The following is a 17,920-nucleotide window of genomic DNA, read 5'->3' as shown; positions in this document are numbered from 1 at the left end:
TGCACTGTCCCTTTTGAGACTTGTAACACTATTTTTCTGCCTTGGAGCACAACAACAATGATCACATCCTCATCCACGCTGCAAGAATCGAGCACGCTCTCCGGGGTTTCCTGGGGGGCGATTTTTGCCGGGGCGGCCGCTGCGGCCGCATTGTCCCTGATCCTCGTGCTGCTGGGCTTCGGCCTGGGCTTTTCGGCGGTGTCGCCGTGGGCTGACAGTGGCATCAGCGCCAAGGGGCTTGGCATTTCCACGATTGTCTGGCTGGCGTTTACCCAGATCGTCGCATCCGGGCTGGGCGGCTATATTGCCGGTCGGTTGCGGGTAAAATGGGCGAATATGCACGGCGATGAGGTGTACTTCCGCGACACGGCCCATGGGTTCCTGGCCTGGGCTGTGGCCACGTTGATTACTGCAGTACTGGTGGTCGGTTCGGTGAGCAGTGTCGTCAGCGGCGGCGTGAAAGCCGGTGCCAGTGTTGCAGCCGGCGCGGCCAGCGGCATTACGCAAGCCGCCGGCAGTGCCGCCAAAGGTGTCAATGGCGGCGACTTCGACTACTACGTCGACAGCCTGTTCCGCGACGACCGCCCGGTAGCCGTCAGCGATGACGCCGCCCACGGCGTGGTTGCCCGCATCTTCACCCGCACCCTGAGCAATGACGGCCAATTGGCCGCTGAAGACCGTGCCTACCTGGCCCAGTTGATCAGCCAGCGCACCAACCTCAGCCAGGCGGATGCCGAAGCGCGGATCGACAAAGTCTATGGCGAGGCCCGCAAAGCAGTCGAAGACGCCAAGCTTAAAGCCAAACAAGCCGCTGACACCGCCGCCAAGGTCGCTGCCTACACGTCGCTGTGGACCTTTGTTGCTCTGTTGATCGGCGCGTTCTTCGCCAGTTTCGCAGCCACCTTTGGCGGTCGCCGTCGCGATGCCGTGGTGTATGTGGAAACCGAACACTTCGTCCGTTAATTCATTCAAGGCCCGTTCTTTCAAGGAGAGCATCATGCGTTCACTACTGCTTTGGTTCCTCGGTGTGCCTATTCCTGTGATCATCCTGATCGCGATCTTCATGCACTGATTACCGTTTCATCCAAGCCGCGCCTGAGTAACAGGCGCGGCTTTTTGCTGCAAGGCCAGCCAACTGGTCACCAGTAACACACTCGCGACCGATGTCATGATCACCAATGGCGCAGAGGTGCCATCGGACAACAACCCGGTCGCCCAACTGCTCACCGCCGTCAGCAACATCTGGGTGAAAAAGAACAGCCCGGATGCCGTTCCCGCGATTGCGCCATAAGGCTGCAGCACCGACAGCTGACAGGCCGGAATCGTCATACCCACCGATACCATGATCAGTACCATTGGCAACACAATCGCCAGCCATTCCCCTGGCAGTGCCGTTGTGGCCAGTGCAAGAGTGACGCTGCCCAGCAGATTCAGGCCTATCCCCACGGCGATCAAGCGGTCCGGGTCAAAGCGCCTGACCAGGCGCCGGAACAGATTCGCGCCCAGCATGTAGCCGCTGATCGTGGCGGCGAACACCAGGGCATACGCCGTGGCGGACAGATGGAAGCCGCGTTGCAGCAGCGCCGATGACTCACTGATAAACGGAAAGTAGGTGCTGTACACGCAACCGATGGCCAAGGCGTAACGCAGAAAATAACGATCGCGCAGCAACTGGCCGTAGAGGCGCAGCAGTCCCTGCGGCGGGGCGGCGGCGACTTCCGGCGGGCGGGTTTCGGGCAGGCGGCGATACACCACCCCGCACAGCACAGCTCCGATCCCCCCCAGCAGCACGAACAGCCCGCGCCAGTTGATGAACGGCAGCATCAGGCTGCCCAGTACCGGCGCGGCCATGGGTGAGATGGCCATGGCCATGGAGATCAGGCCGAGCAGGCGTGCCTGTTCGTCGCGGTCGAAGTAGTCACGCACTATCACGCGGCCGATCACGGTGGTGCAGCAACCGCCCAAGGCCTGGAACAGGCGCGCGATGATCAACACGGCGAGGTTGTCCGCCAGGGCGCACGCTGCCGTGGCGAGGACATACAGGAACAACCCGACCAGCAATACCGGACGACGGCCGAAGCGGTCGGTGAGTGGCCCACTGACCAGCAGCGAAATCGCCGAGCCGAGGGCGTACAGCGTGAGGGTCAGTTGCAACTGGCTGTCGCTGGTGTGGAAATAGTCAGCCATGGCGGGTAGGGCCGGCAGGTGAATGTCCAGGGTGACGCGTGGCAAGGCGATGAGCGCGGTCAGCAGCATCAGCCAGAACCCGGTGGAGAGGGCGCGTTGAGTCATGGGGCGTCTCGAAGCAAGGAGTAGAGCCCGGACTCTAGCTGTATTGTGGTTTAATCCTGAGGACCACTTATGCCTTGTTTGATAGGACCACTATGCGCCGAGGAAAAACCGCATCCGTGCTCGACCTGCCGCGTCCCGACACGCTGGGCGCGGGCAAGCAGCAGGGCGCCTACGAAGCCTTGCGCGGGGCGATCCTCAACCGGCAATTGCCGGCGGGCAGCCGCTTGCCCTCCACGCGCAGCCTGGCCGAGCGCTGGTGGGTGTCACGTGGCACGCTGGAAGCCGTGTTCGACCGCCTGCACAGCGAAGGCTATGTAAAACGCGTCGCCGGGTCTGGCACGCGGGTGTGTGCGGTAATCCCGGAGCAGTTCATCGCCGCGCCGTTGGCCAAGGACATACCTCGTCGCCCTGCGGAGCCTGATCCGCCGGATGTCGGTGTGCAGAGCCATGTGCCCTTTGTCGCACGCCGCCCGGATGCCAGTCTGTTTGACCTGAAGACCTGGGCCCGCTGCATCTCCCGTGGGTTGCTGGCAGCAGGGCCGGGCGTGCTGGAAGCATCGCACCCGGCCGGCCTGCCTGAATTGCGCGCACAGATCGCCGACTACCTGCGCAGCTATCGCGGCCTGCACTGCGAGGCCGATGAAGTGATCGTCACCACCGGCATCCGTCATGCCCTCGACTTGATTGCGCGCAGTGTGCTCAAGACGGGCGAGACGGCCTGTGTCGAAGACCCCGGCTACCTGCCGGCGCGGCGTCTGTTCGCCCTGGCAGGCGCCAATGTGCAGGGTATTCCCGTCACTGCCGAGGGCCTCGACACTGGCCAACTCCCTGAGAGGGCGCGCTTGGCCTATGTCACACCGGCGCACCAGGCGCCGCTGGGCATGACCCTGTCGGTATCCCGTCGCCTGGCGTTGCTGGACTGGGCCGCTCGCGCCGACGCCTGGGTGGTCGAAGACGATTACGACAGCGAGTACAACTACAACACCGCGCCGCTGGCGGCGCTCAAATCCCTGGATTCGGCCGACCGCGTGATCTATTGCGGCAGCTTCAACAAGAACCTGTTCCCCGGCTTGCGCGTAGGCTTCATGGTGGTGCCCAAGGTGTTGCGCCGCGGACTGTTGCGCACCTTGCAACTCACCGGGCATTCGGTGGGGGCCACTGATCAATTGGGGCTGGTGGAGTTCTTGCGCAGCGGCGCCTTCGTACGTCATTTGCGTGCCTCGCGCCAGGCGTACCAGGCCCGACGCGATACGTTGCTGGAGTGCCTGGGCGGGCACTGCGCGGTCAGCGGCCAGCAGGCCGGATTGCATTTTGTGATGTGGCTGCCAGCGGGTGTCGAAGAGGTCGAATTCTGCAACCGCGCTGCTGAAGCAGGCTTGACGCTGCAGCCGCTGGGCAAGTTCTGTCACGGGGTGACCTTGCCGCCGGCGGTGATCATTGGCTACACGGCACTGACCCTGGCGCAGATCCGCTACCACGGCCGCGCGTTGGCGCAGTTGTGGTAGGCGTCGTCAGTCGTCGAACCCGACTTGCTCGTGAATCTCATCCACCTTCAACTCCAACCGGTACGCCACCGCAATAAACAACGCCTGGCACAGGCACAGGGTGGCGCTCAACGAGCGGAAGGCAAACGACGAACCTTCATTCACCAACAGCACCGCGTTCGCCCGCTTGGCCAGGGGCGACAGGTTGCTGTCGGTGATGATCAGGGTCTTGGCCTGATGATGCTGGGCGATGCGCAGGCAATGCTGCGTCTCTTTGCCGTAGGGCGTGAAGCTGATGGCGATCACCAGGTCATTGGCGCGCACGCTGCGCATCTGTTCGCGGTAGCTGCCGCCCAGGCCTGAGATCAGATGGATGCGTTTGTTGGTGTGCTGCAGGTTGTAGACCAGGTAGTCCGCCACCGCGAAGGAGCGGCGCACGCCGACCACGTAGATATTGTCGGCATTCACCACCAGGTCCACGGCTTTGTCGAAAGCGACATCATCCAACTCCAGCCCCAGGCGCTCGATGCCGGACAGGGTCGCGTTGACGCACTCGCGCGCCAGGTCGCCGCCGCTGGCTTTCTGCGACTTGTTGGCGATCATGCTGCGGATGCGCTGCTGATAGTTCTGCACCGGCGTGGTCTTGTGGGTGTAGGCCTCGCGGAACAGCGCCTGCATCTCACTGAACCCACTGAACCCGAAGCGCTGCGAGAAGCGCACGATGGCCGACGGGTGCACTTCGCACTCGCGGGCGATGTCGCTGATGCGGTCGACCATGATCCGGTCGCTCTGCTGGCTCATGTAGCTGGCGATACGCTTGAGTTGGCGCGGCAGGCTCTCGTATTCGTCGGTGATCAGTTGCAACAGGCGCTCTGCATTGATCGGAGGGCTGGCGATGGTGTCTTCCAGGGTGGTCTCGGGATCGGTGCGGGACATGGGTAATCCTTCTGGCGTTTTTGTCTGTTGCGCTGATGGGTAGCGCAAGTCTACAGGGTAGGCGCAAAAAAATACCTTGGCATCACGGCCGGCGTGGCCTGCTGAAACGATGCACTGTGGTGGGAGTGCCCCTGTACGAGCTTAATGGAAAAAATATTCCAATGAAAAAATATCTGGAATAAATATTGATTGGCGTCGCCGGACGTTCTAGTCTGCTCCCACCAAGAGCGTTTGCCGTCGCCACGTCGGTACAACGCAGGCTGATAAAAATAACAGGAGCCAGCATGGGCCAGACTCGTTTTGCCAGTGGGCGTCAATTGGATCTGATTTGCCTCGGGCGCCTGGGCGTCGACCTCTATGCGCAGCAAGTGGGTGCGCGGCTTGAGGACGTGTCCAGCTTTGCCAAGTACCTCGGCGGTTCCTCCGCCAACATCGCCTTCGGCACCGCCAGGCTGGGCCTCAGGTCGGCGATGTTGAGCCGGGTCGGCGATGACCATATGGGGCGCTTCCTGGTGGAGTCCCTGGCCCGCGAAGGCTGTGATGTCAGCGGCATCAAGGTCGATCCGGAACGCCTCACCGCGCTGGTCCTGCTTGGTCTCAAGGACCGCGAAACCTTTCCCCTGGTGTTCTACCGCGAAAACTGCGCCGACATGGCCCTGCGCGCCGAAGACATCAGCGAAGCCTTTATCGCCTCCAGCAAGGCGTTGTTGATCACCGGCACGCATTTCTCCACCGACGGCGTGTACAAGGCCAGCATCCAGGCGCTGGATTACGCGGCCAAGCACAACGTCCAGCGCGTGCTGGATATCGACTACCGCCCCGTACTGTGGGGCCTGGCGGGCAAGGCTGATGGTGAAACCCGTTTTGTCGCCGACCAGAATGTCAGCCAGCATGTACAGAAGATCCTGCCGCGCTTTGATCTGATCGTCGGCACTGAAGAAGAATTCCTCATCGCGGGGGGCAGTGAAGACTTGCTCACTGCGCTGCGCAAGGTGCGCGAACTGACCCCGGCGACCCTGGTGGTCAAGCTCGGCCCGCAGGGTTGCACAGTGATCCACGGCGCCATTCCCGCACGTCTTGAAGACGGCGCCATCTACCCCGGTGTGCGTGTAGAAGTGCTCAATGTGCTCGGTGCCGGCGATGCGTTCATGTCGGGCTTCCTCAGCGGCTGGATCAACGATGCGAGTGACGAGCGTTGCAGCCAGTTGGCCAATGCCTGTGGCGGCCTGGTCGTCTCACGCCACGCCTGCGCCCCGGCCATGCCCACGCCGGCGGAGCTGGAATACCTGTTCAACAGCCCGGTACCGATTACCCGACCGGACCAGGACCTGACCCTGCAACGTCTGCACCGTGTGACGGTGCCGCGCAAGGCCTGGAAACAACTGTTCGTGTTTGCCTTCGATCATCGCTGGCAGCTGGTGGACCTGGCGCAGAAAGGCGGCCAGGACCTGGCGCGCATCAGTGACGCCAAGCAACTGTTCATCCAGGCCATTGAGCGCGTGGAGAAAAAACTCGCAGAGCAAGGCGTCGAGGCCGACGTCGGCCTGCTCGCTGACCAGCGCTTCGGCCAGGATGCGCTCAACGCCGCCAGCGGTCGCGGCTGGTGGATTGCGCGTCCGGTGGAAGTGCAGAACTCGCGTCCCCTGGCGTTCGAACACGGTCGCTCGGTGGGCAGCAACCTGATTGCCTGGCCCCAGGAGCAGATCATCAAGTGCCTGGTGCAATTCCATCCCGACGACGAGCCGCTGCTGCGCCTGGAACAGGAAGCGCAACTCAAGGCAGTGTACGAAGCGTCGATTGTCAGCGGCCATGAACTGCTGCTGGAAGTCATCCCGCCCAAGGATCACCCGTCGACTTACCCCGACGTGCTCTACCGCAGTCTCAAGCGTCTGTACAACCTGGGTATCTACCCGGCGTGGTGGAAGATCGAGGCGCAGTCGGCCGAGGACTGGAAGAAGCTCGACGAACTGATCCAGGAGCGCGACCCGTACTGCCGTGGCGTGGTGCTGCTGGGCCTGAATGCGTCGGCCGAGTTTCTCGCCGACGGCTTCCAGCAGGCCAGCCAGAGCACGACCTGCCGAGGGTTTGCCGTTGGCCGCACGATCTTCCAGGAGCCGAGCCGGGCGTGGATGGCGGGGGAGATTGATGATGAGGTTTTGATTCAGCAAGTCCAGGCCACCTTTGAACAGCTCATAAACGCCTGGCGCAGTGCCCGAAATTAAACACGGTCAAATGTGGGAGCGGGCTTGCTCGCGAGCGCGGTGGGTCAGTTAAAGAATTGCGATCTGATAGACCGCATTCGCGAGCAAGCCCGCTCCCACATAACGCAAATCTCACCAGGCTCAAGTCAGATAAAAACAAAAGGTGCAGCCATGCCCGCAATCCGAATTGGCATCAACCCGATCTCCTGGAGCAACGATGACCTCCCCGCCCTGGGCGGCGAAACGCCTCTGAGCACCGCCCTGAGCGAAGGCAAGGACATCGGCTACGAAGGCTTCGAACTCAACGGCAAATTCCCCAAGGACGCCAAGGGCGTCGGCGATGTGTTGCGCCCTTATGACCTGGCGCTGGTCTCCGGCTGGTACTCCAGCCGCCTGGCCCGGCGCTCGGTGGCTGAAGAAATCGAGGCCATCGCCGGGCATGTCGAGTTGCTCAAACACAATGGCGCTACGGTGCTGGTGTACGGCGAGGTGGCCGATTCAATCCAGGGCTCGCGCATCCGCCTGATCGAACGCCCGCGCTTTCACAGCGAACAAGCCTGGCAGGACTACGCCGACAAACTCACCGAACTGGCGCGTTTCACCCTGTCCCAAGGCGTGCGCCTGGCGTACCACCACCATATGGGCGCTTATGTTGAATCTCCGGAAGACATCGACCAACTGATGCGCCGTACCGGCCCGGAAGTCGGCCTGCTGTTCGATTCGGGCCACTGCTACATGGGCGGCGGCGAGCCCATTGAGGTGCTGCGCAAACACATCGACCGCGTCTGCCACGTGCATTTCAAGGACGTGCGCAAGGCGGTGGTGCAACTGGCGCGCAACCAGATGTGGAGCTTCCCCGACTGCATCGTCAACGGCACTTTCACCGTGCCCGGTGATGGCGATATCGACTTCGCCGAATTGCTCGATGTGCTGCTGGCCGCCCAATACGAAGGTTGGCTGGTGGTGGAAGCCGAACAGGACCCGGCGGTCGCACCCAGCTATATCTATGCAAAAAAAGGCTATGACACCTTGCGTGCGCTTCTCAACGAGAGGACTTGAGTGATGAGTTTGTTGGTCAAAAGCAGCAAACGCGGCCAGACCATGGTCGCCCTGGAAGCCGGACGCCTGGAGTATGTGGGCTTTTGCGCGTACCGCCTGAGCCTGGGGGAAACCCTGCCGGTCAGTGCCGGTGATAAAGAACTGTGCCTGGTGCTGCTCAGCGGCCGGGTGAACATCGAAGGCGAAGGTTTCAACTGGCAGAACCTGGGCGATCGACAATCGGTGTTTGAAGACAAATCCCCGTTCGCCGCCTACCTGCCGCCGGGCACTGATGCCCTGGTCACCGCGTTGAGCGACGTACAGATTGCCGTATGCGCCGCACCGGGCACCGTGGGCTACGAGCCGCGTCTGATCCGCCCGGAAAATTGCAAGCGCAGCGTACGCGGCAAGGGCGCCAACACCCGCTACGTCTGCGACATCCTGCCCGACAGCGAGCCGGCCCATTCCCTGCTGGTGGTGGAAGTACGTACGCCGTCCGGGCATTCGTCGAGTTACCCGCCGCACAAGCACGACACCGATGACCTGCCGCACCAGAGCTTCCTGGAAGAAACCTACTACCACCAGATCAACCCGCCCCAGGGCTTCGTGTTCCAGCGCGTTTACACCGACGACCGCAGCATCGACCAGGCCATGGCCGTGGAAAACAGCGACCTGGTGGTGGTGCCCAAGGGGTATCACCCGGTTAGCGTGCCCTATGGCTACGAGTCTTATTACCTGAACGTGATGGCCGGCCCCAAGCGCGCCTGGCATTTCCATAACGACCCGCAGCACAGTTGGCTGCTGGACCTTTAATCAGCGGTTTGGACGGAGAACAACAAGAATGAAGTCGCCTCTACGTTTCGCCCTTAACCGTATGGTCGCGCCCAACCTGTCCCTGCCGGATTTCATCCAACTGGCCGTGGCCTTGAAATGCGATGCCATTGAGATTCGCAACGACCTCAAGGATCGTCAGATCGAATACGGCACCCCGGCCAGCCGCGTGCGTGAATTGTGTGCGGCCCAGGGTATCACGGTGCTGTCGATCAACGCGCTGTACCCCTTCGATGTGTGGAATGACGAGCGCCGCGCCCAGGCGATAGCGCTCGCCACGTATGCTCGCGAATGCGGTGCGCAGGGCTTGGTGATGTGTCCGTTCAATGAACCCGGCGACACCCGCAACGAAGCCCAGCGTGCCGCCGGTTTGCGCACTGCGTTGAGCGAGCTGGCGCCGATCCTGCGCGAGTACGGGATTCTCGGGTTTATCGAGCCCCTGGGCTTCGAAGAATGCGCCATGCGCCGTAAGCGCGTGGCGGTGAACGCGATCCAGTCCATCGGCGGCCTGGATGTGTTTCGCCTGGTGCACGACACCTTCCATCATCACCTGGCCGGCGAACATGAGTTTTTTCCGGAGTTGACCGGGCTGGTGCATATCTCCGGTGTGGAAGATGCCGAGGCGCCGCTCCAATCGATTCGCGACGGTCACCGGGTGCTGGTGGGCGAGGGCGATATCCTCGGCAACGCCGCGCAGATCGACACCTTGCTCAGCAGCGGTTACAGCGGCTACCTGTCGTTCGAACCGTTTGCGACAAGCGTGCACGAGCTGGCGGATATCCAGCAAGCGTTGGGCGCGAGCATTGCCCATCTGAACAAATCCCGGAACTGACAGCGGATAACTTGTGGGAGCGGGCGAGCTCGCGAAGGCGGTGTGTCAGTCACCGGATTGACTTACTGACCCATCGCTTTCGCGAGCAAGCCCGCTCCCACATGGGATCACTGTTGATCGACAGATTTGCATTCATACAAGGTGCGAACATGACCACAACAAGATTGACCATGGCCCAGGCCCTGGTGAAGTTCCTGGATAACCAATACATCGAAGTCGACGGCGTACAAAGCAAGTTCGTCGCCGGCGTGTTCACCATTTTCGGCCACGGCAATGTGCTGGGCCTGGGCCAGGCCCTTGAACAGGACGCCGGCGACCTGGTGGTGCACCAGGGCCGCAACGAGCAGGGCATGGCGCATGCCGCGATTGGTTTCGCCAAGCAGCACCTGCGCCGCAAGATCTACGCCTGCACCGCCTCCGTCGGCCCGGGTGCTGCGAATATGCTTACCGCGGCGGCGACCGCCACCGCCAACCGTATCCCGTTGCTGTTGCTGCCCGGCGATGTCTACGCCAGCCGCCAGCCCGACCCGGTGTTGCAGCAGATCGAGCAGTTCCACGACTTGAGCATCAGCACCAACGATGCGTTCCGTTCCGTCAGCAAGTACTGGGACCGCATCAACCGGCCTGAGCAGCTGATGACGGCGGCGATTCACGCCATGCGCGTGCTCACCGATCCTGCCGAAACCGGCGCGGTGACCCTGGCGCTGCCCCAGGATGTGCAGGGCGAGGCTTGGGATTACCCGGACTACTTCCTGCAAAAACGTGTGCACCGTATCGACCGCCGCCCGGCCACCGCCGCGATGATCGGCGATGCGTTGGCGGCGTTCCGGGGCAAGCGCAAGCCGCTGATCATCTGCGGTGGCGGCGTGAAGTACTCCGGCGCCAATGCCGCGCTGCAAGCCTTTGCTGAACGGTTTGATATTCCCTTCGCGGAAACCCAGGCGGGTAAGAGCGCCGTGGTTTCCAGTCATCCGCTGAACGTCGGCGGGATTGGTGAAACCGGCTGCCTGGCGGCGAATCTGCTGGCGCCCGAAGCGGACCTGATCATTGGTATCGGCACGCGCTACACCGACTTCACCACCTCGTCAAAATCGCTGTTCAAGCATGCCGAGGTGAAGTTTCTCAACCTCAATATCAGCCCCTGCGATGCCCTGAAACTCGACGGCGTACAGGTGTTGGCCGACGCGCACGTCGCCCTCGAAGCACTGGCCGATGCCCTGGGCGATTACCGTTCCGGCTGGGGCGGGCAGATCGCTGAGGCCAAGGCGCAGTTGGAGGCCGAAGTGGACCGCGTGCATCAGGTGGAGTATGCCGGCGACGGTTTCGTGCCTGAGGTCGACGACCACCTGGACCGCGCGGTGCTGCGTGAATTTATCGAGCTGACCGGCTCGTGCCTGACCCAAAGCCGCGTGCTGGGCGTATTGAATGAGGCCCTGGCCGACGACGCGATCATCGTCGCCGCCGCCGGCAGCCTGCCCGGCGATTTGCAGCGTGCCTGGCGCAGCAAGGGCGTCAACACCTACCACGTCGAGTACGGCTATTCGTGCATGGGGTACGAGATCAACGCGGCCCTGGGCGTGAAACTCGCGGAGCCGACCAAAGAGGTCTACGCCTTGGTCGGCGATGGGGCCTACATGATGCTGCACTCGGAACTGGCGACCTCGATCCAGGAGCGGCGCAAGATCAACGTGGTGCTGCTCGACAATATGGCGTTCGGCTGCATCAACAACCTGCAGATCGGCAACGGTATGGACAGCTTCGGCACCGAATTCCGCTACCGCAACCCCGAGAGCGGCAAGCTTGACGGTGGCCTTGTACCGGTGGATTTCGCCATGAGCGCAGCGGCCTATGGCTGCAAGACCTACAAGGTCAGCAGCGTGGAACAGCTCGAAGCGGCACTGACCGATGCACGTAAGCAGACGGTTTCCACGCTGATCGATATCAAGGTGCTGCCCAAGACCATGATCCACGGCTACCTGTCGTGGTGGCGGGTGGGCGTGGCGCAGGTCTCCACCAGCGAACGCACGAATGCCGCCGCGAAAAAACTCAATGAACACCTGGCGAAGGCCCGGCAGTACTAATAACAAGAGGAGTGTTTGTATGTCTTTGAAACTGGGTGTGATCGGTACAGGCGCTATCGGCCGGGACCATATCCGTCGCTGCAGTCAGACCTTGCTCAACAGCCAAGTGGTGGCGGTGACTGACATCAACCTGGAGCAAGCCGCCAAGGTGGTGGCTGACTTGAACATCAGCGCCGAGGTGTACGCCGACGGCCATGCGCTGATCCATTCACCCGAGGTCGAAGCGGTCCTCGTCACCTCCTGGGGCCCGAGCCACGAAGAATTCGTGCTGGCCGCCATCGCCGCCGGCAAACCGGTGTTCTGCGAAAAACCCTTGGCGGTCACCGCCGAAGGCTGCCGCAAGATCGTCGATGCCGAAGTAGCTTTCGGCAAACGCCTGGTGCAGGTCGGCTTCATGCGCCCTTACGATGAAGGCTATCGCGCCCTCAAAGCCGTGATCGACAGCGGCCAGATCGGCGAGCCGCTGATGCTGCACTGCGCGCATCGCAACCCGACGGTGGGCGAGAACTACAAGACCGACATGGCGATCACCGACACCCTGATCCACGAACTGGATGTGCTGCGGTGGTTGCTCAACGATGACTACGTCTCGGTGCAAGTGGTGTTTCCGCGCAAATCCAGCAAGGCGCTCGCCCATCTGCGCGACCCGCAGATCGTGCTGTTGGAGACTGCCAAGGGCACGCGCATCGATGTGGAAGTGTTCGTGAACTGCCAGTACGGCTATGACATCCAGTGCGAAGTGGTGGGGGAGACCGGCATCGCCAAGCTGCCGGAGCCGTCCCAGGTGCAACTGCGCAGCGGCGCGAAGCTGTCCAACGCGATCCTGATGGATTGGAAGGATCGGTTTATCGGCGCATACGACGTGGAGTTGCAGGCGTTCATCGACAGCGTGCGTGCGGGACAGGTCGGTGGACCGTCGGCGTGGGATGGCTTTGCGGCGGCGGTGGCGGCGGATGCGTGTATTGAGGCGCAGAACAGTGAGCAGATTGTGAAAGTGAGCTTGCCGGACCGCCCACACTTCTACGGCTGACCGCGATCCCACAGATGGAAAGCAGTCAGTGTGGGAGCGGGCTTGCTCGCGAATGCGATGTGTCAGTTAAAGAATGTGTATCTGACACACCGCATTCGCGAGCAAGCCCGCTCCCACATTTTGATTGGGTTTCCCCTTCATTAAGGAGTGTATGCATGCGCATCGGTCTAGTCGGCTACGGCCACGGAGGGCGCTTTTTTCATGCGCCGCTGATTGCAACCCTGCCAGGTGCGACGTTTGTCGGCGTGGTGACTCGCTCACCTGAACGCCGCCAGCAACTGGCAACCGACCACCCCAGTGTCAGAGCTTTTGACAACATCGGCCAGATCGTTGAAGTCGGCGTCGACGCTCTGGTCGTCTCCACCACCCTCAAAGGCCGCCCAGCCCTGGTGCTGGAAGCCATCGAACACGGCGTTGCCGTCGTCAGCGACAAACCCTTCGCCGCCAACGCTGAACAGGCCCAGGCGCTGATCACCGCCGCCGAGCGCCAGGGCACGCTGCTCAGCGTGTACCAGAACCGACGCTGGGACTCGGACTACCTGACGCTGCGCAAGCTCATTGATGCCGGCGCCCTGGGCAAGATCAACCGCTTTGAATCCCGTGTGGAGCGCTACAGCCCGCAAGCCGTGGGCAACGCCAGCGGTGGCGGCTGGCTGCGCGACCTGGGCAGCCATTTGGTCGACCAGGCGTTGCAACTGTTTGGCCCGGTTGATCGTGTATTCGCCCAACTGCACTACACCGTCGAACACCCCACGGTAGATCACGGCTTCTTTGTCTCGCTGACCCATGCCAACGGCGTGATCTCCCACCTGTGGGGCAGCGCGTTGCAAAACAGCCAGGCGCCGCGCTTTCGGGTCAGTGGCAGCGCAGGCTGTTACACCGTCGAAGGCCTCGACGGCCAGGAAGAAGCCTTGATGGCCGGCAAGTCGCCGAAAACCGAAGGCGAGCATTGGGGCGCCGAAGAGCATCGACGTTGGGGATGGTTCGAGCAAGGCCCGGAGCGCGAGCGGGTACCGTCGGAGAAGGGCTGCTGGACGCAGTTCTATCGACAGTTGCAACTGGCTGTACACGGGCAGGGACCGCTGCCGGTGGATGCCTATGACGCTCTGGAAACCACCCGTATATTGGACGCCGCACGCCTGAGCGCCGAGCGCCAGCAGGTGGTTTCAACAAAAATAGAATAAAATTCTAAAACAGGTTGATATGGAAATTATTTTCCAATAAAGTCTTTTCCAGGTTGCATAAAGTACGTTCGGCTTGATCCGCGCGACTCAACAAAAACAAGATCAAAACAACCAGGTACCGTCAGATGAAAATCTTCAACGCTGTACTGCGAGTTTTACGCCCCGCTCTTACGCCACGCGGTCTGCCCCGCGCCCGGCCGTTCTACTTCTCCTTCCTTAATGTGCTGTGCGTCGAAAACAAAGGTGCGCTGGTGTGCTGTATTCCGGGTGCCCCCGTCGTCCGGCTGCCTGCAGAGCTCTGATAAACGCAACGTCCAAAAAACCAACAAGAAAGTGGAGACAGACCGTTCATGAAGACCCCGATCCGTTTTACCGCGCTGGCCCTGTCCATGCTGCTCGCCAGCGGTGTTGCCTCTGCCGCCGATCTGAAGATAGGCGTGAGCATGTCCGCCTTTGATGACACCTTTCTCACCTACCTGCGCGAAGACATGGACAAGCAAGCCAAGTCCTATCCCAAGGGTGATGGCGTGCAATTGCAGTTCGAAGACGCCCGTGCCGACGTGGTCAAGCAACTGAGCCAGGTCGAGAACTTTATCAGCCAGAAAGTCGACGCGATCATCGTCAACCCGGTGGATACCGCGTCGACGGCCAATATCATCAAGGCCGCCACCGCTGCGAAAATTCCGCTGGTGTTCGTCAACCGTCGTCCTGACAGCCCAACATTGGCCCCCGGTGTTGCGGCGGTGACGTCCGATGACGTCGAGGCCGGGAAGCTGCAGATGCAGTACATCGCCGAAAAGCTCGGCGGCAAAGGCAATATCGTGATTCTGCTGGGTGACCTGGCGAACAACTCCACCACCAACCGTACCAAAGGTGTGAAGGAGGTCCTGACCAAGTACCCAGGCATCAAGATCGAGCAGGAACAGACCGGTATCTGGCTGCGTGACAGGGGCATGACCCTGGTCAACGACTGGCTGACCCAGGGCCGTGACTTCCAGGCGGTGCTGTCGAACAACGATGAGATGGCGATCGGTGCCGCCATGGCCCTGAAATCGGCGGGCAAGAAAGGCGTGTTGATCGCCGGTGTCGACGGCACGCCGGATGGCCTGAATGCGATCACCAAGGGTGACATGACGGTGTCGGCCTTCCAGGATGCAAAGGGCCAGGCCGACAAGTCGGTGGAGACGGCGCGCAAGATGGCCAAGAACGAGCCTATCGAGCAGAACGTGGTGATCCCGTTCCAACTGATCACCCCGGACAACGTCAAAGACTTCAAGTAGCCCCTGGATAACAACAATAAGCCGGCAGGGCGGTTTCGGCCGCCCTGCAGATGGAGTACCTCCTTATGCTCGCTCAAGCGACTGTCTCGCAGCCTCCCAGTCTTCAGCCTCAGACGCTGGAAGAACCCTACCTGCTGGAAATCGTCAACATCAGCAAAGGCTTTCCCGGCGTCGTGGCCCTGGCCGACGTGCAACTGCGGGTGCGCCCTGGCACCGTGCTGGCGCTGATGGGCGAGAACGGTGCGGGCAAGTCGACGTTGATGAAAATCATCGCCGGCATCTACCAGCCCGACGCCGGGGAAATCCGCCTGCGTGGCAAGCCGATCGTGTTTGAAACGCCCCTGGCGGCCCAGAAGGCCGGGATCGCGATGATCCACCAGGAACTCAACCTGATGCCGCACATGAGCATCGCCGAGAATATCTGGATCGGCCGCGAGCAGCTCAACAGCCTGCACATGGTCAACCACCGCGAAATGCACCGCTGCACCGCCGAACTGCTGGCGCGCCTGCGTATCAACCTGGACCCCGAGGAACAGGTGGGCAACCTGAGCATCGCCGAGCGGCAGATGGTCGAGATTGCCAAGGCCGTGTCCTACGACTCCGACATCCTGATCATGGATGAACCGACATCGGCCATTACCGAGAAGGAAGTGGCCCACCTGTTTTCGATCATTGCCGACCTCAAGTCCCAGGGCAAAGGCATCGTTTACATCACCCATAAAATGAACGAAGTGTTCGCCATCGCCGATGAAGTGGCGGTGTTCCGTGACGGGCACTACATCGGCCTGCAACGCGCCGACAGCATGAACAGCGACAGTCTGATTTCGATGATGGTCGGTCGTGAGCTGAGCCAGTTGTTCCCGCTACGCGAGACGCCCATCGGCGACCTGTTGCTGACGGTGCGCGACCTGACGCTGGACGGCGTATTCAAGGATGTGTCGTTCGACCTGCACGCCGGTGAAATCCTCGGTATTGCCGGCTTGATGGGCTCGGGCCGTACCAATGTGGCGGAAACCATTTTTGGTATCACCCCCAGCAGCAGCGGTCAGATCACCCTGGATGGCAAGGCGGTGCGCATTAGCGACCCGCACATGGCCATCGAGAAAGGCTTTGCGCTGTTGACCGAGGACCGCAAGCTCAGCGGCCTGTTCCCCTGCCTGTCGGTGCTGGAAAACATGGAAATGGCGGTATTGCCGCACTACACCGGCAACGGCTTTATCCAGCAGAAAGCCCTGCGTGCGCTGTGCGAAGACATGTGCAAGAAGCTGCGGGTGAAAACCCCGTCCCTTGAACAGTGCATCGACACCTTGTCCGGCGGCAACCAGCAGAAGGCTTTGCTGGCGCGCTGGCTGATGACCAACCCGCGTCTGCTGATCCTCGATGAACCCACCCGTGGAATCGACGTGGGCGCCAAGGCCGAGATCTACCGATTGATCGCTTTCCTCGCCAGTGAAGGCATGGCCGTGATCATGATTTCCTCCGAATTGCCCGAAGTGCTGGGCATGAGCGACCGGGTCATGGTGATGCACGAAGGCGAGTTGATGGGCACCTTGGACCGCAGCGAAGCGACCCAGGAAAAAGTCATGCAGTTGGCCTCCGGGATGACGGCAGTCCACTGACGTACAGAATAAGAAGGTGAAGGGCTATGAACGCAATAACAGATAACAAACCCGCGACGGTACCCACCAAAAGTCGTCGACGCCTGCCAACCGAGCTGAGCATCTTCCTGGTGCTGATCGGCATCGGCCTGGTCTTCGAGCTGTTCGGCTGGATCGTGCGTGACCAGAGCTTCCTGATGAACTCCCAGCGCCTGGTGCTGATGATCCTGCAAGTGTCGATCATCGGCCTGCTGGCGATCGGCGTGACCCAAGTCATCATCACCACGGGTATTGATCTGTCCTCCGGCTCGGTGTTGGCGCTGTCGGCGATGATCGCGGCGAGTTTGGCACAGACTTCCGACTTCTCCCGTGCGGTGTTCCCGAGCCTGACCGACTTGCCGGTGTGGATCCCCGTGGCGATGGGGCTGGGTGTGGGACTGCTGGCGGGTGCGATCAACGGCAGCATCATCGCCGTCACCGGTATTCCGCCGTTCATTGCCACCCTCGGCATGATGGTCTCGGCCCGTGGCCTGGCGCGTTACTACACTGAAGGCCAGCCGGTGAGCATGCTTTCGGACTCGTACACGGCCATCGGCCATGGCGCGATGCCGGTGATCATCTTCCTGGTGGTGGCGGTGATCTTCCATATTGCGCTGCGTTACACCAAGTACGGCAAGTACACCTATGCGATTGGCGGCAACATGCAGGCCGCGCGTACCTCGGGGATCAACGTCAAGCGCCACCTGATCATCGTGTACAGCATCGCCGGTCTTCTGGCTGGTCTGGCGGGTGTGGTGGCCTCGGCACGTGCCGCGACCGGCCAGGCCGGCATGGGCATGTCTTATGAGCTGGATGCGATTGCTGCGGCAGTGATCGGCGGTACCAGCCTGGCGGGCGGGGTAGGGCGCATCACCGGCACCGTGATTGGCGCGCTGATCCTTGGGGTGATGGCCAGCGGGTTTACCTTTGTCGGGGTGGACGCGTACATCCAGGACATCATCAAGGGCCTGATCATTGTGGTGGCGGTGGTGATCGACCAATACCGCAACAAGCGCAAACTCAAACGCTGACTGAATTTCCTGTCTGACGCGAGACAAGTTGTGGGAGCGGGCTTGCTCGCGAATGCGGTGTAT

Annotated in this window: 15 protein-coding genes; 13 read left to right on the top strand and 2 right to left on the bottom strand. The window is 61.5% G+C overall.

The window, feature by feature from the left end:
* Window positions 1-57 precede the first annotated feature (57 nt).
* Window positions 58-963, top strand: a complete 906-nt coding sequence (locus AB4O08_RS01335) for a hypothetical protein (protein ID WP_021491728.1) — start codon at window positions 58-60, stop codon at window positions 961-963.
* A 117-nt stretch (window positions 964-1,080) separates the two neighbouring features.
* On the opposite strand, the gene AB4O08_RS01330 is transcribed toward AB4O08_RS01335, so the two are convergent.
* Entirely contained in the window at window positions 1,081-2,292 is a 1,212-nt protein-coding gene (locus tag AB4O08_RS01330) for a multidrug effflux MFS transporter (RefSeq protein WP_021491727.1), read from the bottom strand.
* 92 nt (window positions 2,293-2,384) lie between these two features.
* Here AB4O08_RS01330 and pdxR point away from each other — a divergent pair, with 92 nt between their 5' ends.
* Window positions 2,385-3,797 carry a MocR-like pyridoxine biosynthesis transcription factor PdxR gene (gene pdxR, locus AB4O08_RS01325; protein ID WP_042572055.1) on the top strand — a complete coding sequence of 471 codons (1,413 nt, stop codon included), beginning with the start codon at window positions 2,385-2,387 and terminating at the stop codon, window positions 3,795-3,797.
* 6 nt (window positions 3,798-3,803) lie between these two features.
* Here pdxR and AB4O08_RS01320 read toward each other — a convergent pair whose 3' ends face one another.
* The gene (locus AB4O08_RS01320; RefSeq protein ID WP_010211026.1) at window positions 3,804-4,712 is read right to left on the bottom strand and encodes a MurR/RpiR family transcriptional regulator; all 909 of its coding nucleotides are present in this window, start codon (window positions 4,710-4,712) and stop codon (window positions 3,804-3,806) included.
* Window positions 4,713-4,996: 284 nt separating this feature from the next.
* Between AB4O08_RS01320 and AB4O08_RS01315 the strand changes: the two genes are divergently transcribed.
* The 11 genes from AB4O08_RS01315 (at window position 4,997) to AB4O08_RS01265 (ending at window position 17,857) form a co-directional block, all read left to right on the top strand.
* A complete protein-coding gene (locus tag AB4O08_RS01315; RefSeq protein WP_021491725.1) occupies window positions 4,997-6,934 on the top strand; it encodes a bifunctional 5-dehydro-2-deoxygluconokinase/5-dehydro-2-deoxyphosphogluconate aldolase in 1,938 nt (645 codons plus the stop codon).
* A gap of 150 nt (window positions 6,935-7,084) precedes the next feature.
* Window positions 7,085-7,972 (top strand): myo-inosose-2 dehydratase, encoded by an 888-nt coding sequence (gene iolE / locus AB4O08_RS01310; RefSeq protein ID WP_010211024.1) that lies wholly within the window; start codon window positions 7,085-7,087, stop codon window positions 7,970-7,972.
* A gap of 3 nt (window positions 7,973-7,975) precedes the next feature.
* Window positions 7,976-8,764, top strand: a complete 789-nt coding sequence (gene iolB / locus AB4O08_RS01305; RefSeq protein ID WP_010211023.1) for a 5-deoxy-glucuronate isomerase — start codon at window positions 7,976-7,978, stop codon at window positions 8,762-8,764.
* 28 nt (window positions 8,765-8,792) lie between these two features.
* Complete coding sequence (locus AB4O08_RS01300) at window positions 8,793-9,614, top strand: TIM barrel protein (RefSeq protein ID WP_021491723.1); 822 nt, start codon at window positions 8,793-8,795, stop codon at window positions 9,612-9,614.
* Window positions 9,615-9,763: 149 nt separating this feature from the next.
* The gene (iolD, locus tag AB4O08_RS01295; protein ID WP_460114653.1) at window positions 9,764-11,695 is read left to right on the top strand and encodes a 3D-(3,5/4)-trihydroxycyclohexane-1,2-dione acylhydrolase (decyclizing); all 1,932 of its coding nucleotides are present in this window, start codon (window positions 9,764-9,766) and stop codon (window positions 11,693-11,695) included.
* Window positions 11,696-11,714: 19 nt separating this feature from the next.
* Window positions 11,715-12,725, top strand: a complete 1,011-nt coding sequence (locus AB4O08_RS01290; protein ID WP_021491721.1) for a bifunctional inositol 2-dehydrogenase/D-chiro-inositol 1-dehydrogenase — start codon at window positions 11,715-11,717, stop codon at window positions 12,723-12,725.
* A 155-nt stretch (window positions 12,726-12,880) separates the two neighbouring features.
* Window positions 12,881-13,909 carry a Gfo/Idh/MocA family protein gene (locus AB4O08_RS01285; protein WP_044287033.1) on the top strand — a complete coding sequence of 343 codons (1,029 nt, stop codon included), beginning with the start codon at window positions 12,881-12,883 and terminating at the stop codon, window positions 13,907-13,909.
* Between the two features lie 125 nt (window positions 13,910-14,034).
* Complete coding sequence (locus AB4O08_RS01280) at window positions 14,035-14,211, top strand: hypothetical protein (protein WP_460114652.1); 177 nt, start codon at window positions 14,035-14,037, stop codon at window positions 14,209-14,211.
* Window positions 14,212-14,259: 48 nt separating this feature from the next.
* Window positions 14,260-15,189, top strand: a complete 930-nt coding sequence (locus tag AB4O08_RS01275) for a sugar ABC transporter substrate-binding protein (protein ID WP_042572060.1) — start codon at window positions 14,260-14,262, stop codon at window positions 15,187-15,189.
* A 65-nt stretch (window positions 15,190-15,254) separates the two neighbouring features.
* Window positions 15,255-16,808 carry a sugar ABC transporter ATP-binding protein gene (locus AB4O08_RS01270; protein ID WP_010211017.1) on the top strand — a complete coding sequence of 518 codons (1,554 nt, stop codon included), beginning with the start codon at window positions 15,255-15,257 and terminating at the stop codon, window positions 16,806-16,808.
* 26 nt (window positions 16,809-16,834) lie between these two features.
* The gene (locus tag AB4O08_RS01265; protein WP_010211015.1) at window positions 16,835-17,857 is read left to right on the top strand and encodes an ABC transporter permease; all 1,023 of its coding nucleotides are present in this window, start codon (window positions 16,835-16,837) and stop codon (window positions 17,855-17,857) included.
* The last annotated feature ends 63 nt before the right edge of the window (window positions 17,858-17,920 follow it).

The organism is Pseudomonas sp. H3_E07, assembly GCF_054668895.1.
Note: the sequence above shows the minus strand (reverse complement) of the source record. Positions and strands in the feature narration are given on the sequence as shown.